This is a genomic window from Mariniphaga sediminis (assembly GCF_003573545.1).
Lineage (GTDB): Bacteria > Bacteroidota > Bacteroidia > Bacteroidales > Prolixibacteraceae > Mariniphaga > Mariniphaga sediminis.
In genome coordinates this window covers 1-18,946 of sequence record NZ_QWET01000006.1, presented here as the reverse complement: position 1 = coordinate 18,946, position 18,946 = coordinate 1, and the positions used below count along the sequence as shown (strand labels likewise).

The 18,946-nt window shown below is 40.7% G+C and carries 15 protein-coding genes; all 15 read left to right on the top strand.

Features of this window, described 5'->3' with window-relative positions; all coding sequences use genetic code 11:
• Positions 1 to 50 precede the first annotated feature (50 nt).
• The 15 genes from D1164_RS09180 to D1164_RS09105 all read left to right on the top strand — a co-directional run bounded on the left by D1164_RS09180 (position 51) and on the right by D1164_RS09105 (position 18,891).
• Complete coding sequence (locus D1164_RS09180; RefSeq protein WP_119349678.1) at positions 51 to 1,541, top strand: TolB family protein; 1,491 nt, start codon at positions 51 to 53, stop codon at positions 1,539 to 1,541.
• A 28-nt stretch (positions 1,542 to 1,569) separates the two neighbouring features.
• Positions 1,570 to 2,163 carry an RNA polymerase sigma-70 factor gene (locus D1164_RS09175; protein WP_119349677.1) on the top strand — a complete coding sequence of 198 codons (594 nt, stop codon included), beginning with the start codon at positions 1,570 to 1,572 and terminating at the stop codon, positions 2,161 to 2,163.
• 126 nt (positions 2,164 to 2,289) lie between these two features.
• Positions 2,290 to 3,300: a FecR family protein gene (locus D1164_RS09170; RefSeq protein ID WP_119349676.1), complete on the top strand. Its 1,011-nt coding sequence runs from the start codon at positions 2,290 to 2,292 to the stop codon at positions 3,298 to 3,300.
• Between the two features lie 177 nt (positions 3,301 to 3,477).
• Entirely contained in the window at positions 3,478 to 6,954 is a 3,477-nt protein-coding gene (locus D1164_RS09165) for a TonB-dependent receptor (RefSeq protein WP_119349896.1), read from the top strand.
• 11 nt (positions 6,955 to 6,965) lie between these two features.
• The gene (locus D1164_RS09160) at positions 6,966 to 8,441 is read left to right on the top strand and encodes a RagB/SusD family nutrient uptake outer membrane protein (RefSeq protein ID WP_119349675.1); all 1,476 of its coding nucleotides are present in this window, start codon (positions 6,966 to 6,968) and stop codon (positions 8,439 to 8,441) included.
• An 89-nt stretch (positions 8,442 to 8,530) separates the two neighbouring features.
• Positions 8,531 to 10,075, top strand: a complete 1,545-nt coding sequence (locus D1164_RS09155) for a sulfatase family protein (RefSeq protein ID WP_119349674.1) — start codon at positions 8,531 to 8,533, stop codon at positions 10,073 to 10,075.
• Between the two features lie 16 nt (positions 10,076 to 10,091).
• Complete coding sequence (locus D1164_RS09150) at positions 10,092 to 11,255, top strand: sialidase family protein (protein WP_119349895.1); 1,164 nt, start codon at positions 10,092 to 10,094, stop codon at positions 11,253 to 11,255.
• A gap of 96 nt (positions 11,256 to 11,351) precedes the next feature.
• On the top strand, positions 11,352 to 12,659 hold the full coding sequence (locus tag D1164_RS09145; RefSeq protein WP_119349673.1) for a sialidase family protein: 1,308 nt from the start codon (positions 11,352 to 11,354) through the stop codon (positions 12,657 to 12,659).
• A gap of 37 nt (positions 12,660 to 12,696) precedes the next feature.
• On the top strand, positions 12,697 to 13,776 hold the full coding sequence (locus D1164_RS09140; RefSeq protein ID WP_119349672.1) for a Kelch repeat-containing protein: 1,080 nt from the start codon (positions 12,697 to 12,699) through the stop codon (positions 13,774 to 13,776).
• Between the two features lie 6 nt (positions 13,777 to 13,782).
• Positions 13,783 to 14,577, top strand: a complete 795-nt coding sequence (locus D1164_RS09135; RefSeq protein ID WP_119349671.1) for an SGNH/GDSL hydrolase family protein — start codon at positions 13,783 to 13,785, stop codon at positions 14,575 to 14,577.
• Positions 14,564 to 15,721, top strand: a complete 1,158-nt coding sequence (locus tag D1164_RS09130) for a sialidase family protein (protein ID WP_206610969.1) — start codon at positions 14,564 to 14,566, stop codon at positions 15,719 to 15,721. Before D1164_RS09135 ends, D1164_RS09130 begins: the two co-directional genes overlap by 14 nt.
• Before the next feature lie 20 nt (positions 15,722 to 15,741).
• Entirely contained in the window at positions 15,742 to 16,893 is a 1,152-nt protein-coding gene (locus D1164_RS09125; RefSeq protein WP_206610968.1) for a sialidase family protein, read from the top strand.
• 15 nt (positions 16,894 to 16,908) lie between these two features.
• Positions 16,909 to 17,721, top strand: a complete 813-nt coding sequence (locus D1164_RS09120; RefSeq protein WP_206610967.1) for an SGNH/GDSL hydrolase family protein — start codon at positions 16,909 to 16,911, stop codon at positions 17,719 to 17,721.
• A gap of 237 nt (positions 17,722 to 17,958) precedes the next feature.
• Positions 17,959 to 18,429: a hypothetical protein gene (locus D1164_RS09110; RefSeq protein WP_119349668.1), complete on the top strand. Its 471-nt coding sequence runs from the start codon at positions 17,959 to 17,961 to the stop codon at positions 18,427 to 18,429.
• A gap of 30 nt (positions 18,430 to 18,459) precedes the next feature.
• Positions 18,460 to 18,891 (top strand): hypothetical protein, encoded by a 432-nt coding sequence (locus tag D1164_RS09105; RefSeq protein ID WP_119349667.1) that lies wholly within the window; start codon positions 18,460 to 18,462, stop codon positions 18,889 to 18,891.
• Positions 18,892 to 18,946: the final 55 nt, after the last annotated feature.

Genomic DNA, 18,946 nt, shown 5'->3' with positions numbered 1-18,946 from the left:
ATTGTTACAACGAGTAACAGGCAAGGGATAACATAGAAAATTAAACCTTTATGAAAGATGTAGCGTTCGTTGTGATCTTTCTGATTTCAACAGTGGGTTCAATCCAGGCACAACAAATGTTTCAGCGGTTTTCCGGAATGGACATCGGAAATCCTGAATTGAAGGGAAGTTTTCAGTTTGATAAGGAAAAACAGCAGTTTATTCTTCATGGATCAGGCTACAATATTTGGTACGGGCGCGATGCGTTTTATTTTGTATCGCAGGAAGTATCTGGAGATTTTATCCTTTCAGCTAATCTTAAATTTTTAGGTGAAGGTGTTGAGCCTCACCGGAAAATGGGGTTAATGATTCGAAATTCGAAAACAGAAGGTGCTGTTTATATGGATGGAGCAATTCATGGCGATGGATTTACTGCCTTGCAGTACAGGGAAAAAGATAACGATGAAACATTGGAAATTGCTTCCGGAATAAAAGTGCCTGATTTTGTGCAGGTGGAACGAAAGGACGATGAATTTATTCTCAGATTATCAAAGAACGGGGAGCCATTGACAGAAGTTGGCAGGGTTAAGCTGGAAATGTCTTCTTCTGTTTTAGCCGGGATGTTTATTTCTTCGCACAACGAAAAAGTGGTTGAAAAGGCGCAATTTTGGAATGTCCGGTTGGAAAAACCGGCTGTGGAAGGAGACAATGGCTACCAAAAACCATCTCCATCAAGGCTTGAGGTTCTGAACATTGAAACCGGTAATCGACGGGTGGTTTACGAAACCGAAACCCATATTGAAGCGCCAAACTGGTCGCGGGACGGAAAGTTCCTGATTTACAATTCAGGAGGAATTTTATATAAATATGATTTAAAAAAACAGACCCCCGAAAAGATAAATACCGGTTTTGCAACTTCCATCAACAATGATCATGGTATTTCTTTTGATGGCAAAATGTTAGCAATCAGTAATAATACGGACCAGGATGGAAAAAGACATTCTCTAATTTATACGGTTCCGTTGAAGGGAGGTACTCCCCAAAAGGTTACATCCAAAGGGCCTTCCTATTGGCATGGCTGGTCGCCCGATGACAGATGGCTGACCTATTGTGCCGAAAGAGATGGGAATTACGATGTTTATAAAATTCCGGCAGAAGGAGGGGAGGAAATCAGGCTTACCACAACCAAAGGCCTTGATGACGGACCAGAATATTCTCCCGATGGAAAAATCATTTATTTTAACTCGGTACGCAGCGGGAGTATGGAAATTTGGTGTATGAAACCCGATGGTTCGGAGCAGCAACAGGTAACTGATGATGCATTTCAGAACTGGTTTGCACACCCTTCTCCGGATGGCAGGTGGCTGATGATGATTTCCTATTTGCCTGAAGTTCCGGCCGGCTCCCATCCCCGAAACCAAAGGGTCATGTTGCGGTTAATGTCGGTTACCGATCGCAAAATAAAATCCGTTGCCTTTCTTTATGGCGGACAGGGAACTATAAACGTACCATCCTGGAGTCCCGACTCAAAAAAGGTAGCATTCGTAAGTTACACGTATTGAATTGTGAAAAAATTTCTATTTTCGGCACATGTTCGATGTAAAAACCAAGTCTGAACTAAAAAAAGGAAACCCTGCAGTATTTCGTGAAGTATTTCGTTTGCTATATCCACGCCTTAAAGGATATTGTAAACTTTTTATTTCGGATGAGAGTGAAGTGGAAGACATTGTCCAGGAAAGTTTTTTAACCTTTTGGGAAAAGCACAAATCTATCAATACAGGAAAGCGAATTGAAAGCCTGCTTTTTGTGATGGTGCGTAACCGTTGCCTAAACTACCTGAAAAGTAGTCGGCTGGATTGGGGAAGAATTTCTTTGGACAATCTGGATGTACAGGAATTGCAGTATTTATACCAACTTGATTTAAACGAAAAGGAAGAAAAAAGCCTCGAAGAAATGCTTGTCCTGTCGTTTCGGGAGGCTATAAACAATCTTCCTGACAAGATGAAGACTGTTTTTGTGCAATGCAAGCTCGAAGGAAGAAAGCAAAAAGAGGTAGCTGAAGAGTTGGGCATCAGCCAGAAAATGATAGAAAAACAAATAGCAAAAGCCAAAAGTCAGATCCGGGAACAATTGATGAAGCAATATCCGACTCTGGTTGTTCTTGTTGCGATGCTGCTGGAATAACCGGGTGACACGAATTCCGATTCGCGTTTTTTGTTTTTGCAGTAAATCGAAATTCGCTGCATTTTTTTCTCTCTTGGGGGGTAGGGTTTTTATGTATGAGATTGTATTCCTTTTAGAACATTCATCATGAGAGAAATTATTAGTAAATATTTTGAAGGCCGTGCTACCGGGAAAGAATTACAGCAACTGCTGGAATGGTTACGGCAAAAGGAAAATCATTTGGAATTTAATCGTTTAAAGTTAGACTGGAAAAATCGTCTGGGGCACGACCAGTTTCCCGATGGTGGCGAGAGAAGCTGGGATCGGCTCCAGTCACAACTTTGGCAGAAAAGTTATGATCAATGGCAGAAAACCCGGAAGATGCATCGATTTCTACGGGCAGCTGCCATTTTTTTCTTTTTGGTTAGCATCGGAAGTCTGGCCTGGTTTTTTACCAATGACCCACAAGTTGAAGGTGTCCCTGAAACCTATACCGGTGTGGTAACAGAAAACGGGCAGATATCGAAAGTGGAGTTGCCCGACGGTTCAGTGGTTTGGCTTAATTCCGGTTCGAAGATCACGTACAATAATTTTTTTGCTGCAAACAACAGGAAAGTCAACCTTAAAGGAGAAGCTTATTTTGATGTGGTGAAAAATAAGGCCATTCCATTAATTGTTGATTGCGGTGAATTAAAGGTGAAGGTTTTGGGAACTCGGTTTAATGTGAATTCCTATTCTCCGGAGAGTTCGGTTGAGGTGGTGCTGGAAGAAGGTTCTGTGGAGTTGTTTCATCCCAAATCAGACAATGCTTTTTGTAATGTAAAACCAGGAGAAAGGGTTCGGGTCAATACGCTGTATAATCAATATACTGCAGGTATGGTAAATACTTCCCGCTACACTTCCTGGAAAGAAGGGATAATAAATATTTATGACCTGCCCATTAAGGAGGTGGTGGAGCGGTTGGAGAAACGGTACAATCAGCCATTTGAACTGACTCCCGGGGTAAAGGATCTGAGATATACTTTCACTATTCAGAATGAAGGGTTGGAAGATATTTTACATCTGATGGAGAGAATTACACCGGTAAAAATAGAACAGGTGGGACATATTATTACGATAAAAGAAGATAAACAAAAAATGAGAGAAGTCCGAAGGTAAACAAAAAAAGCCGGTGGTGCGGCAACACCTCCGGCCTGTTACTTACCTCCGGCAAGAGGTAAATAGATTGTTATACTAAATCAATGTAAAATTATGAAGAAAATCCGAATTGCGGAAGGAAAAATCCTTCATTCCTGTCTGCCGGACAGACAGGTTTGGAAAAAATGTTTAAGGCTTATGAAATTGACATTTTTGTTCTTAGTTGCAGGGCTGATGCAATTATCTGCAAGTGTGTACAGTCAAACCACCAGGCTTTCGCTGGACATGGAAGATGCGAAGGTGGCCGAAGTATTGGATGCGATTGAAAACCAATCAGAGTTTCGGTTTGCTTACAGCCCAGGGTTTATTGATCTTGATCGGAAAGTAACGTTTAAAATCCAGGAAAAAACCATCGAAGAATCTTTAACGGTAATCTTTGCCGGAACCGGGGTTGAATTTGGGGTTTATGACCGGCATATTATTTTATATCCGGAAGCAATGTATACCAACAATTTGAAGGTGAATAATTTGTTGGTTACAGGACAACAGCGATCGGTTTCCGGGAAAGTAACCGACTTTGACGGCCAGCCTTTACCTGGTGTAACGGTGGTGGTCAAAGGAACAACTCAGGGAACCGTAACCAATGCAAACGGGGAATATTCAATGGCAAACATTCCTGAAGATGTTATACTGGTGTTTTCGTTTGTAGGGATGAGAACACAGGAAATACCATTAGAAGGCAGAACGACTTTAACTGTTGTTATGGAAGAAGAAACAATTGGCCTGGATGAGGTTGTGGCAGTGGGGTATGGAACCCAATCCAGGGAAATATTGACAACTTCTGTTACAAAATTGGATACAAAGGTTTTGGAAAATACCACTTTCGGGAATGCAGCCTCCGCGCTGCAAGGTACCGTTTCAGGCGTACGTGTTCAGACTCTCTCCGGACAACCCGGTGCTTCCCCCAGGATTATTGTTAGGGGAGGAACTTCAATCAACAGCCCGGATGGCGCTACTCCTTTGTATGTTATTGACGGAGTGATTCGCGAAGACATGGATGGTATCAATACATCTGATATTGAATCGATGCAGGTTTTGAAGGATGCCGCAGCCACTGCTATTTACGGGGCTCGTGCCTCTAATGGTGTTGTTATTGTAACATTAAAAAAAGGAGCGGCCGGGAAAACGGTAATAAGTTACAGCTACACATTTGGCATGTCACAACTTCGGGATAAATATGATGTGCTTTCTGCAAGAGATTATATTTATTATGGAAGATTAGGTTTGGCAGCAATCGGAGAAAAACATCCTGAAAGATTACCATGGTTAGAAGGTTCACATGGACAGGGTATTGGAAATGATTTAACAAATAATACCGCATTTACTCCTCAGTATCTTACATCGGAAAATGAATATAAATTGAATGAAGGTTGGGAGAGTATGCCAGATCCCTTAGACCCGTCCAAAACCATTATTTTTTCGGATACCGATTGGCAGGATATTTTATTCCGGACAGGGATTTCAAATGACCATTACCTGAGTTTCGCAGGAGGAAGTGAGAAAGCGACGTTTAATATGGGGATTGGTTATTCTGATATAGAAGGTATCGCTATTCATACCGACTATAAAAGGCTGACAACAAATTTGAATGGAAGGCTTCAGTTAAAGGATAATTTGTATGTGTATGGCGGGTTAAATTTCAGTCGTTCAAGCGATAACGAAGTTTATAGTATAAATAATTTGTTTGAGCGCTCTATCGCCACACCCCCAACAGCAAAGTATAAATACGAAGATGGGACTCTTGCGCCCGGGAATAACAGTTCGTTGGGTAATCCAGAATATCATATGAGTAGAAGATATAGTAAAAATGAAGAAAATATAATAACAATATCCGGGGGAATGAATTGGCAAATTACACCTAAACTTGCGTTTGAACCAACGGCATCTTTGTTTTATAAAATCTTTGAAAATAATGCTTTTCGGAAGGCATACTACAACACTCCTACACAATTTGTGGATTCCCGCGAGGCCTCAGGTTTATTCTCAAAATGGGGACAACAGCAGTTTGATGCAACATTAAGTTATGATAACATATTTATGGATAAACATAATGTAAAAGTTAAGCTGGGGGTTTCTTATTTCGAGAAAGAAAACCGGAGTTTAAGCGCATCAGGGAAGGGTGCTGCTACCGATTTAATTCCGACCATGAATGCATCTGCAGAACCGGTTAGTGTGTATAGCTATGGAAGTGAGCAAGTTGTTTTTGGCTATTTTGGAAGGATAACATACGACTTTGAAAAAAGATACCTGGTGACATTAAATGCCCGTTATGACGGGGCATCGAACCTGGGAGATCATAATAAATGGGGATTTTTCCCGGGAGTTTCTGTTGGATGGAATTTACACAACGAAGATTTCTGGCAAAACCTGAGTACGATAAGCAGATTCAAATTGAGAGCAAGTTATGGCGTAAATGGTAACCTGGGTAATTTATCTGATTTTCAGGCACAGGGACAATACAGCGTAGGTGCAACCTATGACGGGATAGCTGCGGTAGAATATTCTGAATTGGCTAACCAATCGTTGCAATGGGAGCAATCAAAAACAATGGACATTGGTTTTGATGCTGGTCTTTTTGACAATAAGGTGCAGTTTATATTTGATTATTATAACCGGGTAACTGATAATTTGATTACTTCATTGGCACTTCCCTATTTGTCTGGATTTAGCAGTATTTATACGAACCTCGGGAGTCTGGAAAACAGTGGAGTTGAATTTGAGTTAGGCGTAAATGTAATCGACAAAAAAGATTTCAGCTGGAATGTTTCAATTAATTCATCGCTCAATAAAAATAAGATTCTGGAGCTTCCGGAAAATGATAATGACAATAACCGGATTGGGGGATATTATATATATGATACCTCATTGGGTGATTATGCATGGAGAGGTGGATTACAGGAAGGTGGCCGATTAGGTGAACTGTATGGATACAAGTATCTCTATGTGTATGCTACCGATGAAGAAGCGGCAGCTGGCCCTCACGATGAATTGGTGGCTGGCTCTGACAAAAGTAAATTTGGTGGCGATGTTGCCTGGCTGGATAAAGACGATAATGGAATAATAGATACGAAAGACAGGGTTTATATGGGAAATATTTATCCCAAATGGACAGGTGGTTTATCTAGTACCTGGGACTATAAAGGATTAAGTCTTTATTTAAGAATGGATTATTCAACCGGGCATACTATTTATAATTATACCCGGGCTAATATGAATGGCCAGTTTGTTGGGGATATTAATGCTACAACAGATGTGCTGAGATCCTGGTTAAATCAGGGGGATAAAACGGATATTCCGCGTTACTATTGGGCAGATCAGGCTGCACAGGCAAACTATTGGAGAGGGGATCCCCGTAATATAAATAATGGTGCAGGTAGTTCGCAGAATTATGAGAAAGGTGATTATTGGGCCATTAGAGAACTGACATTGAGCTATCAGGTTCCTTACAGGTTTTATAAAGACATCGGACTTCAAAATCTGAGATTGAATGTCACAGGAAATAATTTGAAATATTTTACTGACTACACTGGCTTTTCTCCTGAAGAAGGCGGGATTGACCATGGAAGATATCCATTACCTCGGGTGATACAGTTTGGAGTTAAAGCATCATTTTAAAAAACTACATTATGAAAAAGATATTAATAATCAGCTTAATATTAGTCCTTGGTATCAATTACTCATGTAAGGATTTAATTGAAACGGATCCCGAAAGTGTAATAACGGTAAATTCATTCTGGCAAACAGAAGATGATGCATTAGGAGGACTGTATGGTATGTATAACCAGTTTCGTACGTTTGCCCGGACCGATTTAATAATACTGGGGGCTGCCCGAAGCGAACTTATGGGGCACGGGTTACAAAATGCCAGTTTCCGGATTAAGTATTTTGAAAATACGTTAACTGAATCTAACGCCGACCTGCATTGGCGGCAAATGTTTCGGATTGTTGATTATGCCAATTTGGTTATTAAGTATGTACCCGATATTGAATTTGCAAATGAGGGGGACAAGAACAAAATAGTGGCTCAGGGATATGCCATGAGAGCCTATATCTATTTTGTAATGGCAAAAACGTGGGGAGATCTTCCCCTGGTAACAGAGCCAATTGAAGGGTATGATTCTGAAACTACATTTAAAGAAAGAACAGCAGTAGCGCAAATATTCGAATTTATTAAAAGCGATATAGACCAGGCAAATAATCTTTTTGCTGATAATAGTTATAATACAAACCGCAGTATATGGTCCAAACCGGCCTTAAATATGCTAAAAGCGGAAGTGTATCTTTGGACTGGCAAAAGAATGGGAGGCGGAGATTCGGATATTAATATTGCATTGACTGCTTTGAATGATGCTGCCAATTCTGATGTTGAACTTCTTGATAATTATGAGGATATCTTTAGTTATACAAATAAAGGTAACAAGGAAGTAATTCTGGCCGTCAATTTTAAGGATCTTGAGGCTTCAAATAATTATTTTGCCGATATGTATATTAATGCCAATGATGTTAGTTCTACGATTAACGAGCAGGATAGAGAGATAATTGGCCCTCCTGGAGGATTTAACTGGTGGGCTCCAACGGCGTTAATAAGAAACCAGTTTAGTGATGATGACCAAAGGAAGGCAGGAAGCTTTCTTAATATTTATTATTCGAAAGAAGATGGTTCTTCCGCCTTTTTAACATCGATTGTGCTGAAAGGCAGAGGTTTTGTGGATGGCGGCATACGGAAGTTTTTAGATGATGTTATTATTTACCGGTATGCTGATTTACTGTTGATGAAAGCAGAAGCTAAAAATGCTCTGAACCAGGATCCTTCAGATGAAATGAACGAAATTCGTCAGAGAGCTTATGGTGATAAGTATGCCGAATATATGTTTGTAAATGGAACAAAAGAAGAAAATGATGAAGCCATTCTTCAGGAAAGATTATTTGAGCTGGCATTCGAAGGCAAACGCTGGTGGGATTTGGTGCGGTTCGGTAAAGCCTTTGAAAAAGTTCCATCGCTGGAAGGAAGAGATAGTGATACTTATTTATTGCTGTGGCCAATTACTCTGCAAACAATAAGTCTAAATTCTAGAATAACACAAAATCCAGGATATAATTAGTTGCATTTTAGTTATCCAGGTGGCGTGTTTTTATGTATTATGAAGATATTTCATCTGGATAACTTTTGTTTACCTAAATCTGATATGTAATGTTGGGGCATCACCATTATATCGCTGGACTCCTTACTCTTTTTATCACATTTCAAAGTTGCGATAAAGCTCATAAAATAAAGGAGACCGAAACTCTTCCAAATATACTTTTAATTGTTTCGGAGGATCATGGCCAAGATTTAGGGTGTTATGGCAATTCTGTTGTAAGAACCCCTAATATCGACTTTCTGGCTTCCAGCGGGGTAACGTTTGAAAATGCTTACACAACCTATTCTGTTTGTAGTCCATCCAGAAGTTCCATTTTTACCGGTCTTTATCCGCACCAAAATGGACAAATGGGATTGGCCACTCATAAATTCAGAATGTATAAACCATTCAAAACAATACCCGTCTATTTAAAAAGTTTAGGATACAGGACCGGATGTTTAGGGAAAATACATGTTAATCCCGAATCTGCCATTCCGTTTGATTTCCACGAACTGACCAGCTCAAACTTTGAGAAGAAAGATTTAAGTAGCTATGCTGCTAAGGCGGTTGAGTTTACAAAATCAGAAGATTCTCCCTATTTTTTAATGGTGAATTACCCCGATGCCCATTTTCCTTTGTTGCGTCAGGTTGAAGGTATGCCAAAGAACCCGATTGAGGGTGGTGATGTAACAGAAACCCTACCTTTTTTAGGGGTAAATACAGAAAGACTTAGAGATGTTACTGCTGACTATTATAATAGTATTGACAGATTAGATGAAGCAGTTGGAATTTTATTGGATTCCCTTCATTCGGTGAAAAAGTTAAAGAATACGTTGATTGTTTTTTTGAGTGACCATGGGGCTCAGTTTTCAAGAGGTAAAACGACCAATTACGAAGGAGCATTAAAGATTCCTTTAATATTTTATTGGCCCGGGCATATAAAAAAAGGAGGTAAGGTGAAACGAAACCTTGTTTCAACAATTGATATACTTCCTACTATTTTAGATGCCGTTCAGCTCAAACCCGATGAAAATCTGCCTGGCAGGTCACTTTTGGGCCTTGCACAAGGCAGGAAGGAAGATGACTGGCGGAAATACCTTTTTGCGGATGGTTTAGGCTCTACTGCCATGTTCTTTTATCCCCGAAGGAGCGTAAGGGGGGAACGGTATAAATTAATCTATAACCTTCATGCTGGCAGGGAGGATCCGTACTATTCTGTTTATACAGATCATATTTATCCTGAGGTTATTTCGGGAACCACCTCTGCTGAAATAATGGCCCTGGAAACTGAGATGCAAGAGGTGTACATGAGATGGAAAAATCCTCCGGATTTTGAATTATATGATTTGTTAAACGACCCCTGGGAATTTCATGAGCTTGCATCAAATCCTCGCTATAAAGAAGAATTGGAAAGAATGAAAACCGTTTTATTTAGTTGGCAGAAAGATAGCAGAGATCCCCTCTTTGAATTACAAAATCTGAAAATGCTGGAAGAAGAAGTGGATTCAGTAAATAAATTTTTCCCCAACCATAGTTATCAGAAAGATTCAGATTTCCAGTGGCGATACCCTGAATATTTCGGAGAATATGTTTTAGGGAGAAGTGATAGTTTTTAACAAAAAAATAAATGATATGAAAAGGAAACAACAAATACTGGCAATAAGTATCTTGCTCACAGGATTTATATTTTTTGGAAATGATAATGTAAAAAGTCAGAATTCAACAGAACAAAAAGGTAAAATTACAACTACCGGGTACTGGATTCATGATAAAGCAGAGGAACTGCCAGGATTGAAAACAGGACCTTTTGTTCGTTTGGACGACAAAAGTATTCTGACGATAGAGAAAAATATGAGTTGCATAAGCAAAGATGAAGGAAAAACATGGACAAAATATTCCATATTCCCGGATTCAAGCCGGTTTGAAATCCGTATAGAGCGGGTGCTGTTTCGAACCAGTAACGGTACAATTATTTTGGCCTTTGCCAATGATAAAGAAAGAGCAAACTGGAGTTGGAATTCAGAACTTGCTGACTCACCGGGTGCAACCATTCCTACGTATGCAATCAGGAGCCTGGATGGAGGAAAAACGTGGCAGGATCTTCAGAAGCTTCATGATGAATGGACCGGTGCAAACAGGGATATTATAGAAACAAAAGATGGCAATATTATATTTACTTCTATGATGATGAGACATAATCCTGGTCATCATACCGTAGTTACTTATACATCAAAAACAAACGGCTTAAACTGGATTCGATCAAATGTTATTGATTTGGGAGGCGTTGGCCATCATAGTGGGGTTACCGAAGCCACGATAGAACAACTTAACGATGGGCGAGTATGGATGCTGATGCGTACCAACTGGGGAGTTTTCTGGGAAGCTTATTCCGAAGATGAAGGGTTGACATGGGGAAAATTTAAACCAACAAAAATTGACGCCAGTTCTGCCCCCGGTCTTTTGCAAAGACTGCAAAGCGGAAGATTGTTTCTTATATGGAACCGGGTTTATCCGGAAGGAAAAGATTCCTATCCTTTAAGCGGGGGCGATGGTGTGTCATCCGAAGTTGCGCACAGTAATAACCGGGAGGAATTATCTATCATGTTTTCAGATGATGATGGAGAAACCTGGAGCGAGCCTGTTGTAGTTGCCCGTATAACGCCGGAGAGCAAAGTGAAAAGGCTTGCATATCCCCGGGTTTTTGAGGCGCGACCAGGGGAAATTTGGATAACGACTACTTACTCCGGGTTTGGCGGTTATCTGAGCTTTAAGCTGTATGAGAAAGATTTTATTTAATAGGAAAGCAGAATTTATATTTTTTGTAAAAGTTTAAGGACTAAAGCTTCGGTGTTGCGATAAAAAATCATTTTTTTAATTTAAATTACATCAGGTATGTTAATATTCAGGGGAAACAGAGCTCAGTTCAATAAAAGGATTTTAGTAGGAAACTATTTGCAAAGGGATAAGTTCGTTTGTTTATGCAAGCATTTATATGTGTTTCCTGTTTCTGTTTTTATTCTCCTGATAGTGTCTTGTCAGTCAGTACCGAAAAAAGCGACAACGGTTACGGTAAAAGATTACCGGATTTTTTACGATGGCCAGTCCCGGGGATTTAATACGATTTGGGGCAGTTTTATTCTTGTTGAAAATGAATTGATTGGAGTTTTTACCGGAGGAACTTATGGAGACATGACTACCGGGAAAAGACCTTTTTTAATCCGTTCAAAAGATATGGGTAAAACATGGTCTGAGCCGGTTTTGTTTGGTGAAGAGCTTCTTGTTAATCCTGACGAATGGGAAAAGGAGGCGTTACGGTTAACCATTTTTGGACCGACCCGGAAAGGAACTTTAATCTCTACGGGCGACCAGTTTATTGAAGGAGAAAAAGGCTCGGGAGCATTAAAAGATCCGCAGTGGAGAGCGCATACTTTAAATATAGGTCGAAAGAGTAAGGAGTCACCAGATTGGAACTACACCCGCTATTCCAGTGGAACTTTTTTGGGGGAGCAATTTGTTACCGGCGGGATGCAATTACCCGACGGCAGAATTATATTTACAATCTGGGGGGCCAAAAACAAAGGGGAGAACTGGAGGTGTGGCGTACTTACTAGCGACGATGATGGCATTACATGGAAATACAGTGATGTCGCCTATGAGGGGGACGAAAATATCAGGGATCGAAACGAAGTTGTTGCCGGTTTTAACGAACAGAGTCTTTTTCTGACGGATGAAGGTAAACTGGTTTCTATTATTCGCGGAAGAGAAAAGTTGGGGAGACTAGCTGAAAGCCCCAAAGATACCTGGTTTTTTCGTTCTGAAAGCAATGACAGGGGCGAAACATGGTCGGATTATGAATTGACAAACATTGCAGGGACAGGGGCCGCCGCGGTTGGCTTAACCTTACCCGACGGTTCTTTGCTGCATGCTTGCAGGGTTCCATATTCCCGGGAGCTGTATGATTTGCCAAATCCTGATTTATACGGACTCCACTTTGCCCGAAGTTTTGATGAAGGAAGAACATGGCAGTCTGAATACATAATTCAGAAAGATCCGGAAGGAAATCAGTTTAATAACTATTATAATGCAATGAATGGGCAATTCCTGAAATTAACTGATAACGAATGGCTTTATATTTTCGGACAGTTTGATAAAGAGAACGAGGTTTACCGAATTTTGTCTTGTAAAATAGTAGTTAGCTGAAGGATAACGCAGTTGAAAATTGTGATTTATTTTAAATATGAATGGGTTTAGCTTAAGAATGAAAGTTTGGGTTTTTGTGGGGTTTTTTATCGCCTGTATTATTCCCGGAAATGGTATGCATTATATCGCTAAGGATAAAAACAGAGGGGAAAATAACATGAAATTAGTTGGAGTAAATCAAAACGACTTAAAGGAAAAATATAGTTGTTCTGTTACCGATGGAGTTTTTCTTCCGGTTGAGTGGGCCCGGGGAGGCCATGCAGGGGGTATAATAGATGGCCATATAATTGTTGCTGGTGGAACGAACTGGAGTAAAGATAAAGCGACGAAATACTGGTTGAAGAACACGGTTTTATACAAAGATGGGCAATGGATGGAAGGGCCTGGTTTGCCCAAACCGTTGGCATATTCAGCGTTTGGCTGCAATGATACAGGCCTTTATTTGGCAGGCGGAACGGGTGATGGAGAAATAGGGTCAAAAGAAGTTTATTGGTTGAACGCTCTAAACAAAGAAAGCAAATGGAAGTCTTTGCCAGATTTGCCGGAAGCTGTGATTTTCGGGGCAGGAGCTATTTTGAATAATACATTTTATGTAACCTGTGGTTCTGTAAAAGACCAATCAATTAACAGCATGTGGTGCCTGGATCTGAATTATATTGAAAAGGGGTGGAAAGAATGTAAGGCTGTCCCCGGGGCCGGAAGAGTATTGTCTGCGTTGGTTGCCTGCGGAGAATATCTGTATTTGATAGGGGGACTGAAGGGATTTTCCCCGCTGGAGCCTCTCAACGATTTGTACCGCTATACACCGGAAAAGGACGAGTGGAAGCAACTAACCGATTTGCCATTAAAAGGGTACGCCTGGGTAGCCCAGCCGGTAAATGAAAAACATCTTTTAGTAACAGGCAGGGCAGATGGAATGGTACACGATGGTATTTGGATAATCGATCCGGACAATTCTAGCATGACAGAAGTTGGCCATTTGATTATTCCTTCGGCAACTGCTCCTTTGATAAAAGTGAATGAAAACCATTATTGGTTGGTTGGAGGAGAGCCCGATTCAAATAAAAACCGGACAGAAAAAGTTTCTGTTATCGAAATTAAATCATTGACTAAGTAAGTTTCTATGAGAAGGTCCAGTCAAGTGCTAAGTTATTTGGTCCTCTTTGTTATTACGGTAACAGGGTACCCATTCCTGACAACAGTAAAAGGTGAAAATAGTAAAGAGGCGGAAAGTAAAGAAAAACTTCAAGTATCTCCTTCTCCATTAACCATTGTTGCATTTGGAAACTCAATTACAGCTACACGAAAAACGATTGACAAAGTATATGCCCAACGTTTACCGGAAGATCTACAGGAACACGGAATTACGGCAGAGGTAATTAATTCAGGAATACCGGGAAGCCACACCGGGCATATAACAGACAATAACCTATTTAAGATTAAACATGCACTCGACCGGTTTGAGTCGGATGTACTGGCATACAATCCCGATATTGTTATTATCGGTTTTGGAACAAATGATGCCCATATAGACAGCAACAAACGGAATGGTAAATCGAGAATTCCTCTTGGTATGTACAGAAAAAACATGGAGTATATGATAAATCAGCTCCGGGACAGAGGAACACAAGTAATTTTAGTTGCACCTAATATTTTGGGAAACAGGTATGAGAATTTTCAAAATAAAAGGTTGCTGAAATATGTAAGGGTTGTCAGGAACCTGGCCGATAAGTATAAACTGGGGCTGGTTGATAATTACAAACTGTTTGTCGATTATGAAAAAAGGACAGGAGAAAGTTACGAGGGCCTCATGCTGGATGGTGTCCATCCCAATGATTTGGGACATGAGTTGATTGCCCGCGAGTTAACCAAAGCAATTGTAAAAACTGTAAAAATAGATAACGATGAAAAAAGGTAGCTCATTAAAATTTAACCACCTGAAAAAGGCAATGTTTTTAGTTTCTGTTTTTTTAACTGTATTCGCTTGTTCCAGCGGTACAAAAAAAGGTTCAGATATCGAAGGACCCGAAACGGTGCTGAAATTATCTCCTTCTGAAAACAATCCACGTAACAGCGAAGGCGATTTTGTGAATCTTAAGGATGGCCGGATTCTTTATATATACAGTCGCTTTAGCGGCGATTCTTCGAGTGATCATGCACCAGCGCACCTTGCCGCCCGTTATTCCAGTGATGGAGGGAAAACATGGACCCGGGAGGATGAAACGGTTGTTCCCAATGAAGGTGGCAGGAATGTGATGTCTGTTTCATTGTTGCGGTTACAAAATGGGGATATTGCTTTGTTTTATGGCAGAAAGAATTCACTTACGGATTGTACACCTCAAATGCGTATCTCAAAGGATGAGGGCAAAACATGGAGCGAGCCAATTTCTGTGATTACGGATAAAAGCGGGTACTTTGTATTGAATAACGACAGGGTAATACAGTTGGAGAGCGGAAGGATATTGGTGCCGGTAGCGTTGCATAACAACAATGGTGACGATTTTCAGGAAAAGGGTGAGTTGTTCTGTTATTATTCTGATGACAATGGGAAAACATGGGCATCGAGCGCGAAGGTGCCGGATACAACGGATTTAATTACCCAGGAACCGGGTCTTATCGAATTAAACGACGGGCGTGTCATGATGTTTATCCGGGCAACCGGAGGATTTCAACAACTTTCATATTCTTCAGATAAAGGGGAAACCTGGAGCCACATTGAAGCGAGCAATATTCCTTCTCCGCTGTCTCCTGCTTCCATTGAGAAGATACCCGGAACCGGCGACTGGCTGCTGGTGTGGAACAATAACGATGGTTCCAACCCTGAGATAAAGGGAAAAAGAACGCCCCTTACAACTGCCATTTCGAAAGACGAGGGAAAAACGTGGGATTATATTAAGAATATTCATATTGATCCCGACGGATGGTATTGCTATATTGCAATCCATTTTGTGGACCAGGATAACTTATTGTTAAGTTATTGCGCCGGAAGCAGATCGCAGGGAACAGGATTATCTGTTACAGATATTTCAAAACTTAGCAGGAATTGGATATATAATCAATAAATAGTTTTAAACTTAATGAAATGAGAAAATCAAAATTTATGAAAAACAGTCATTTGAAATATTTGGTTGTTTTTACTTTAGCTGTGGTTGTATGGGGAGCTTTTTTGGGTACAAAAAAAGCAAATGCCCGTGTTAATGAACCTAAAACAGTTTTAAAATTATCTCCTTCTGAAAATAATCCCCGTAACAGTGAAGGCGATTTTGTAAATTTAAAAGACGGGAGAATGTTGTTTGTTTACAGCCACTATACCGCAGGGTCTGGCGGTGATCATGATCCCGCTTTTCTTGCTGGTCGTTTTTCTGAAGATGGGGGAAAAACCTGGACACAAGAGGATGAAGTTATTGTAAAAAATGAAGGGGGAATGAATGTGATGTCTGTTTCATTGTTGCGGTTGCAAAACGGAGAAATAGCATTGTTTTACCTTAGAAAAAATTCGACTGTAGATTGTATTCCCATGATGCGTATTTCAAAAGATGAAGCAAAAACCTGGAGCGAACCTGTCGCCTGCATTACAGATAAAAAAGGATACTTCGTATTGAATAACGACCGGGTTATCCAGCTTGAAGACGGGAGGTTGATGATGGCTGTTGCCTTGCATACCCCCGGTGGAGAGTGGAAAAACCAGGCCGATCTATTCAGTTATTATTCTGACGATAATGGAAAAACCTGGACATCCAGTGCGAAGGTTCCCAATACTACCGATGTTGTAACCCAGGAGCCCGGTTTGATTGAAATGAAAGACGGACGTATCATGATGTACATTCGGGCAAGTGGAGGATTCCAGCAACTCTCATATTCTTCTGATAAAGGGAAAACCTGGAGCCATGTTGAAGCGAGTAATATTCCTTCTCCGCTGTCTCCTGCTACCATTGAGAGGATTCCCGGAACGGGTGACTGGCTGCTGGTGTGGAACAATAACGATGGTTCCAACCCTGAGATAAAGGGAAAAAGAACGCCCCTGACAACTGCCATTTCGAAAGACGAGGGAAAAACCTGGAATTATATTAAAAATGTAAACGACGACCCGGACGGGTGGTACTGTTATATTGCTATTCACTTTGTGGATAAAAAGCATGTTTTGCTGAGCAACTGTGCCGGCAGCAGGTCGCAGGGAACAGGGCTGTCTGTCACCGACCTTACCCTTTTGGATAATAAATGGATCTATAAATAGTTTATACAAAACTTAATGGAGAAACGTAAATTTTCGAGGCGCAGATTTTTAGCAAACATTTCATCTCAGATGTTGGGTGCGGCTTTATTTCTGCCGCCCTTTGCTTTTCCAAATTCCCTGTTTCATACTTCCAATACCAGGGAAGGAGATGACATTGTTGCGTTAAGGAAATTACTTGACGGGAAAACGCCCGTTAAATGGATTTTTACCGGGGATAGCATCACCCATGGTGCAAAGCATACCCATGGTTTCAGATCTTACCCCGAAGTTTTTGCAGAACGGATTAGATGGGAAATAGGGCGTGTGAGAGATGTTATTATTAATACCGGTATTAGCGGAAATACAACACAGAATATTCTGGACGATTTTGACTGGAGAATAGGACAGTTTAATCCGGATGTGGTTTCTCTGATGATTGGAACAAATGATTGTGCAAAATCCCGGGATATAAGTCCCGGTGTTTTTGAACAGAACCTTGATTCATTGGTAACTTTAATTCGGGAGTTAAAGGCTATCCCTGTGTTCCATACTCCCAATGTTATTATTAAGGAAAAGGCACAGGAGAGAAGACGGATAGATGAATATGTATCGGTAATGCAAAAGCTGGCCGGAAGAAAGAAAGTTGTACTCATTGACAATTATACTTACTGGCAGAATGAAATTCAGCGCCGGGGAGAAACGGCCATTTTTAAAAAATGGCTGAATGATCCGCTTCATCCAAACGGGGAGGGGCATGCTGAAATAGCCCGGCTGATGTTTAAAGAGCTATCCATTTTTGATCCGAACGCCTCTACATGTGGCGCACCCTATTATGAAGGAGAACACTAAGGTATTATTACAAGATAAGTTGAACAAAACAGGCGACGTTATTTTGTGCGGTAACAAGGCAAAAAACACAGACATAGCAACAGCTACGGCGAGGCTTTTTAACGCAGTTAGCGTGCAAAAGAACAAGCCTGGACGGTCAAGTTATTTCGTGACAATGCCTAAATAAACAGAGTTTGAAATATATTATCAAGAAAAGATAATTATATATTCGTGCTCTTTTAACAAGACAATAAAAATATGAATTCACAAGGCAGAAAGGTGATGACACGCAAAGCCTCGGATAACAAGTATCTGCACAAGGACTTTCACGTGTCAATGAATATATTGTTAAAGTACATTTACAACAATTTTGGCAGGGAGGAGATGGTCAACTACTTAACCCAGTATGCTGATGCTTACTATAAGCCTGTCAACGATGAATTGATGTCGGGCAGCATCCGTGCGCTTAACAACTACTTTACGGATATCTATGCCCAAGAAGAGTGGCCGGTAAAAATGCACTGCGGAGAGAACATCCTGGAGATAGAACAGGACGCCTGTCCCGGAATCACCCGGATTAAGGAGAAAGGGGATACGCCCTGTCCTTATTACGTTGAAACGTATCGTACCATCTATGAAAGGGTGTGCAGGAATACCCCGTTTAAATACGAGCTGGAATATTTCGATGAAGAAACAGGGGCCTGCAAACAGGTATTCAGGAGGAAGTAAAAGTATTCACCAAATCAAAAGGAAAAAGAAATGATTTCATGTACGGAGTTTATCCCGGCCTACAGCGAGGGCTTTAAATTTATTGAAAACCTGGGGGGAAGAAAAGAGTTGGAAAAATTCTGGAGCGAGTTATCCGATTTGTATTTAACGGATTCGCTTCAAAGACTGATGCAGGAAAAAGGGCTGGCCGGAGCTTTTGACTACTGGTCTCATTCGCTGAATGAAGAAGCAGCCGATTTTACCATGATACTGGATGAAGACAAAGGGGAATTCAGTATTGATTTGCACAAGTGCCCTTCCAAAGGGATGCTTCTGGAGCTTAAACATATGACCCCCTATCATTCTTATTGCGACCATTGCCCGGCACTGTATAAACCCATTGCCGAGGGTCTGGGGTATACATATACCTCTGAGATTGATTGCGATAATGCCAGTTGTAAGATAACCATAAAAAAACCATAAGATAACTATAAAAAAACCAGAGAAATGATAAATCAAAAAATGGAGGACGGATTTT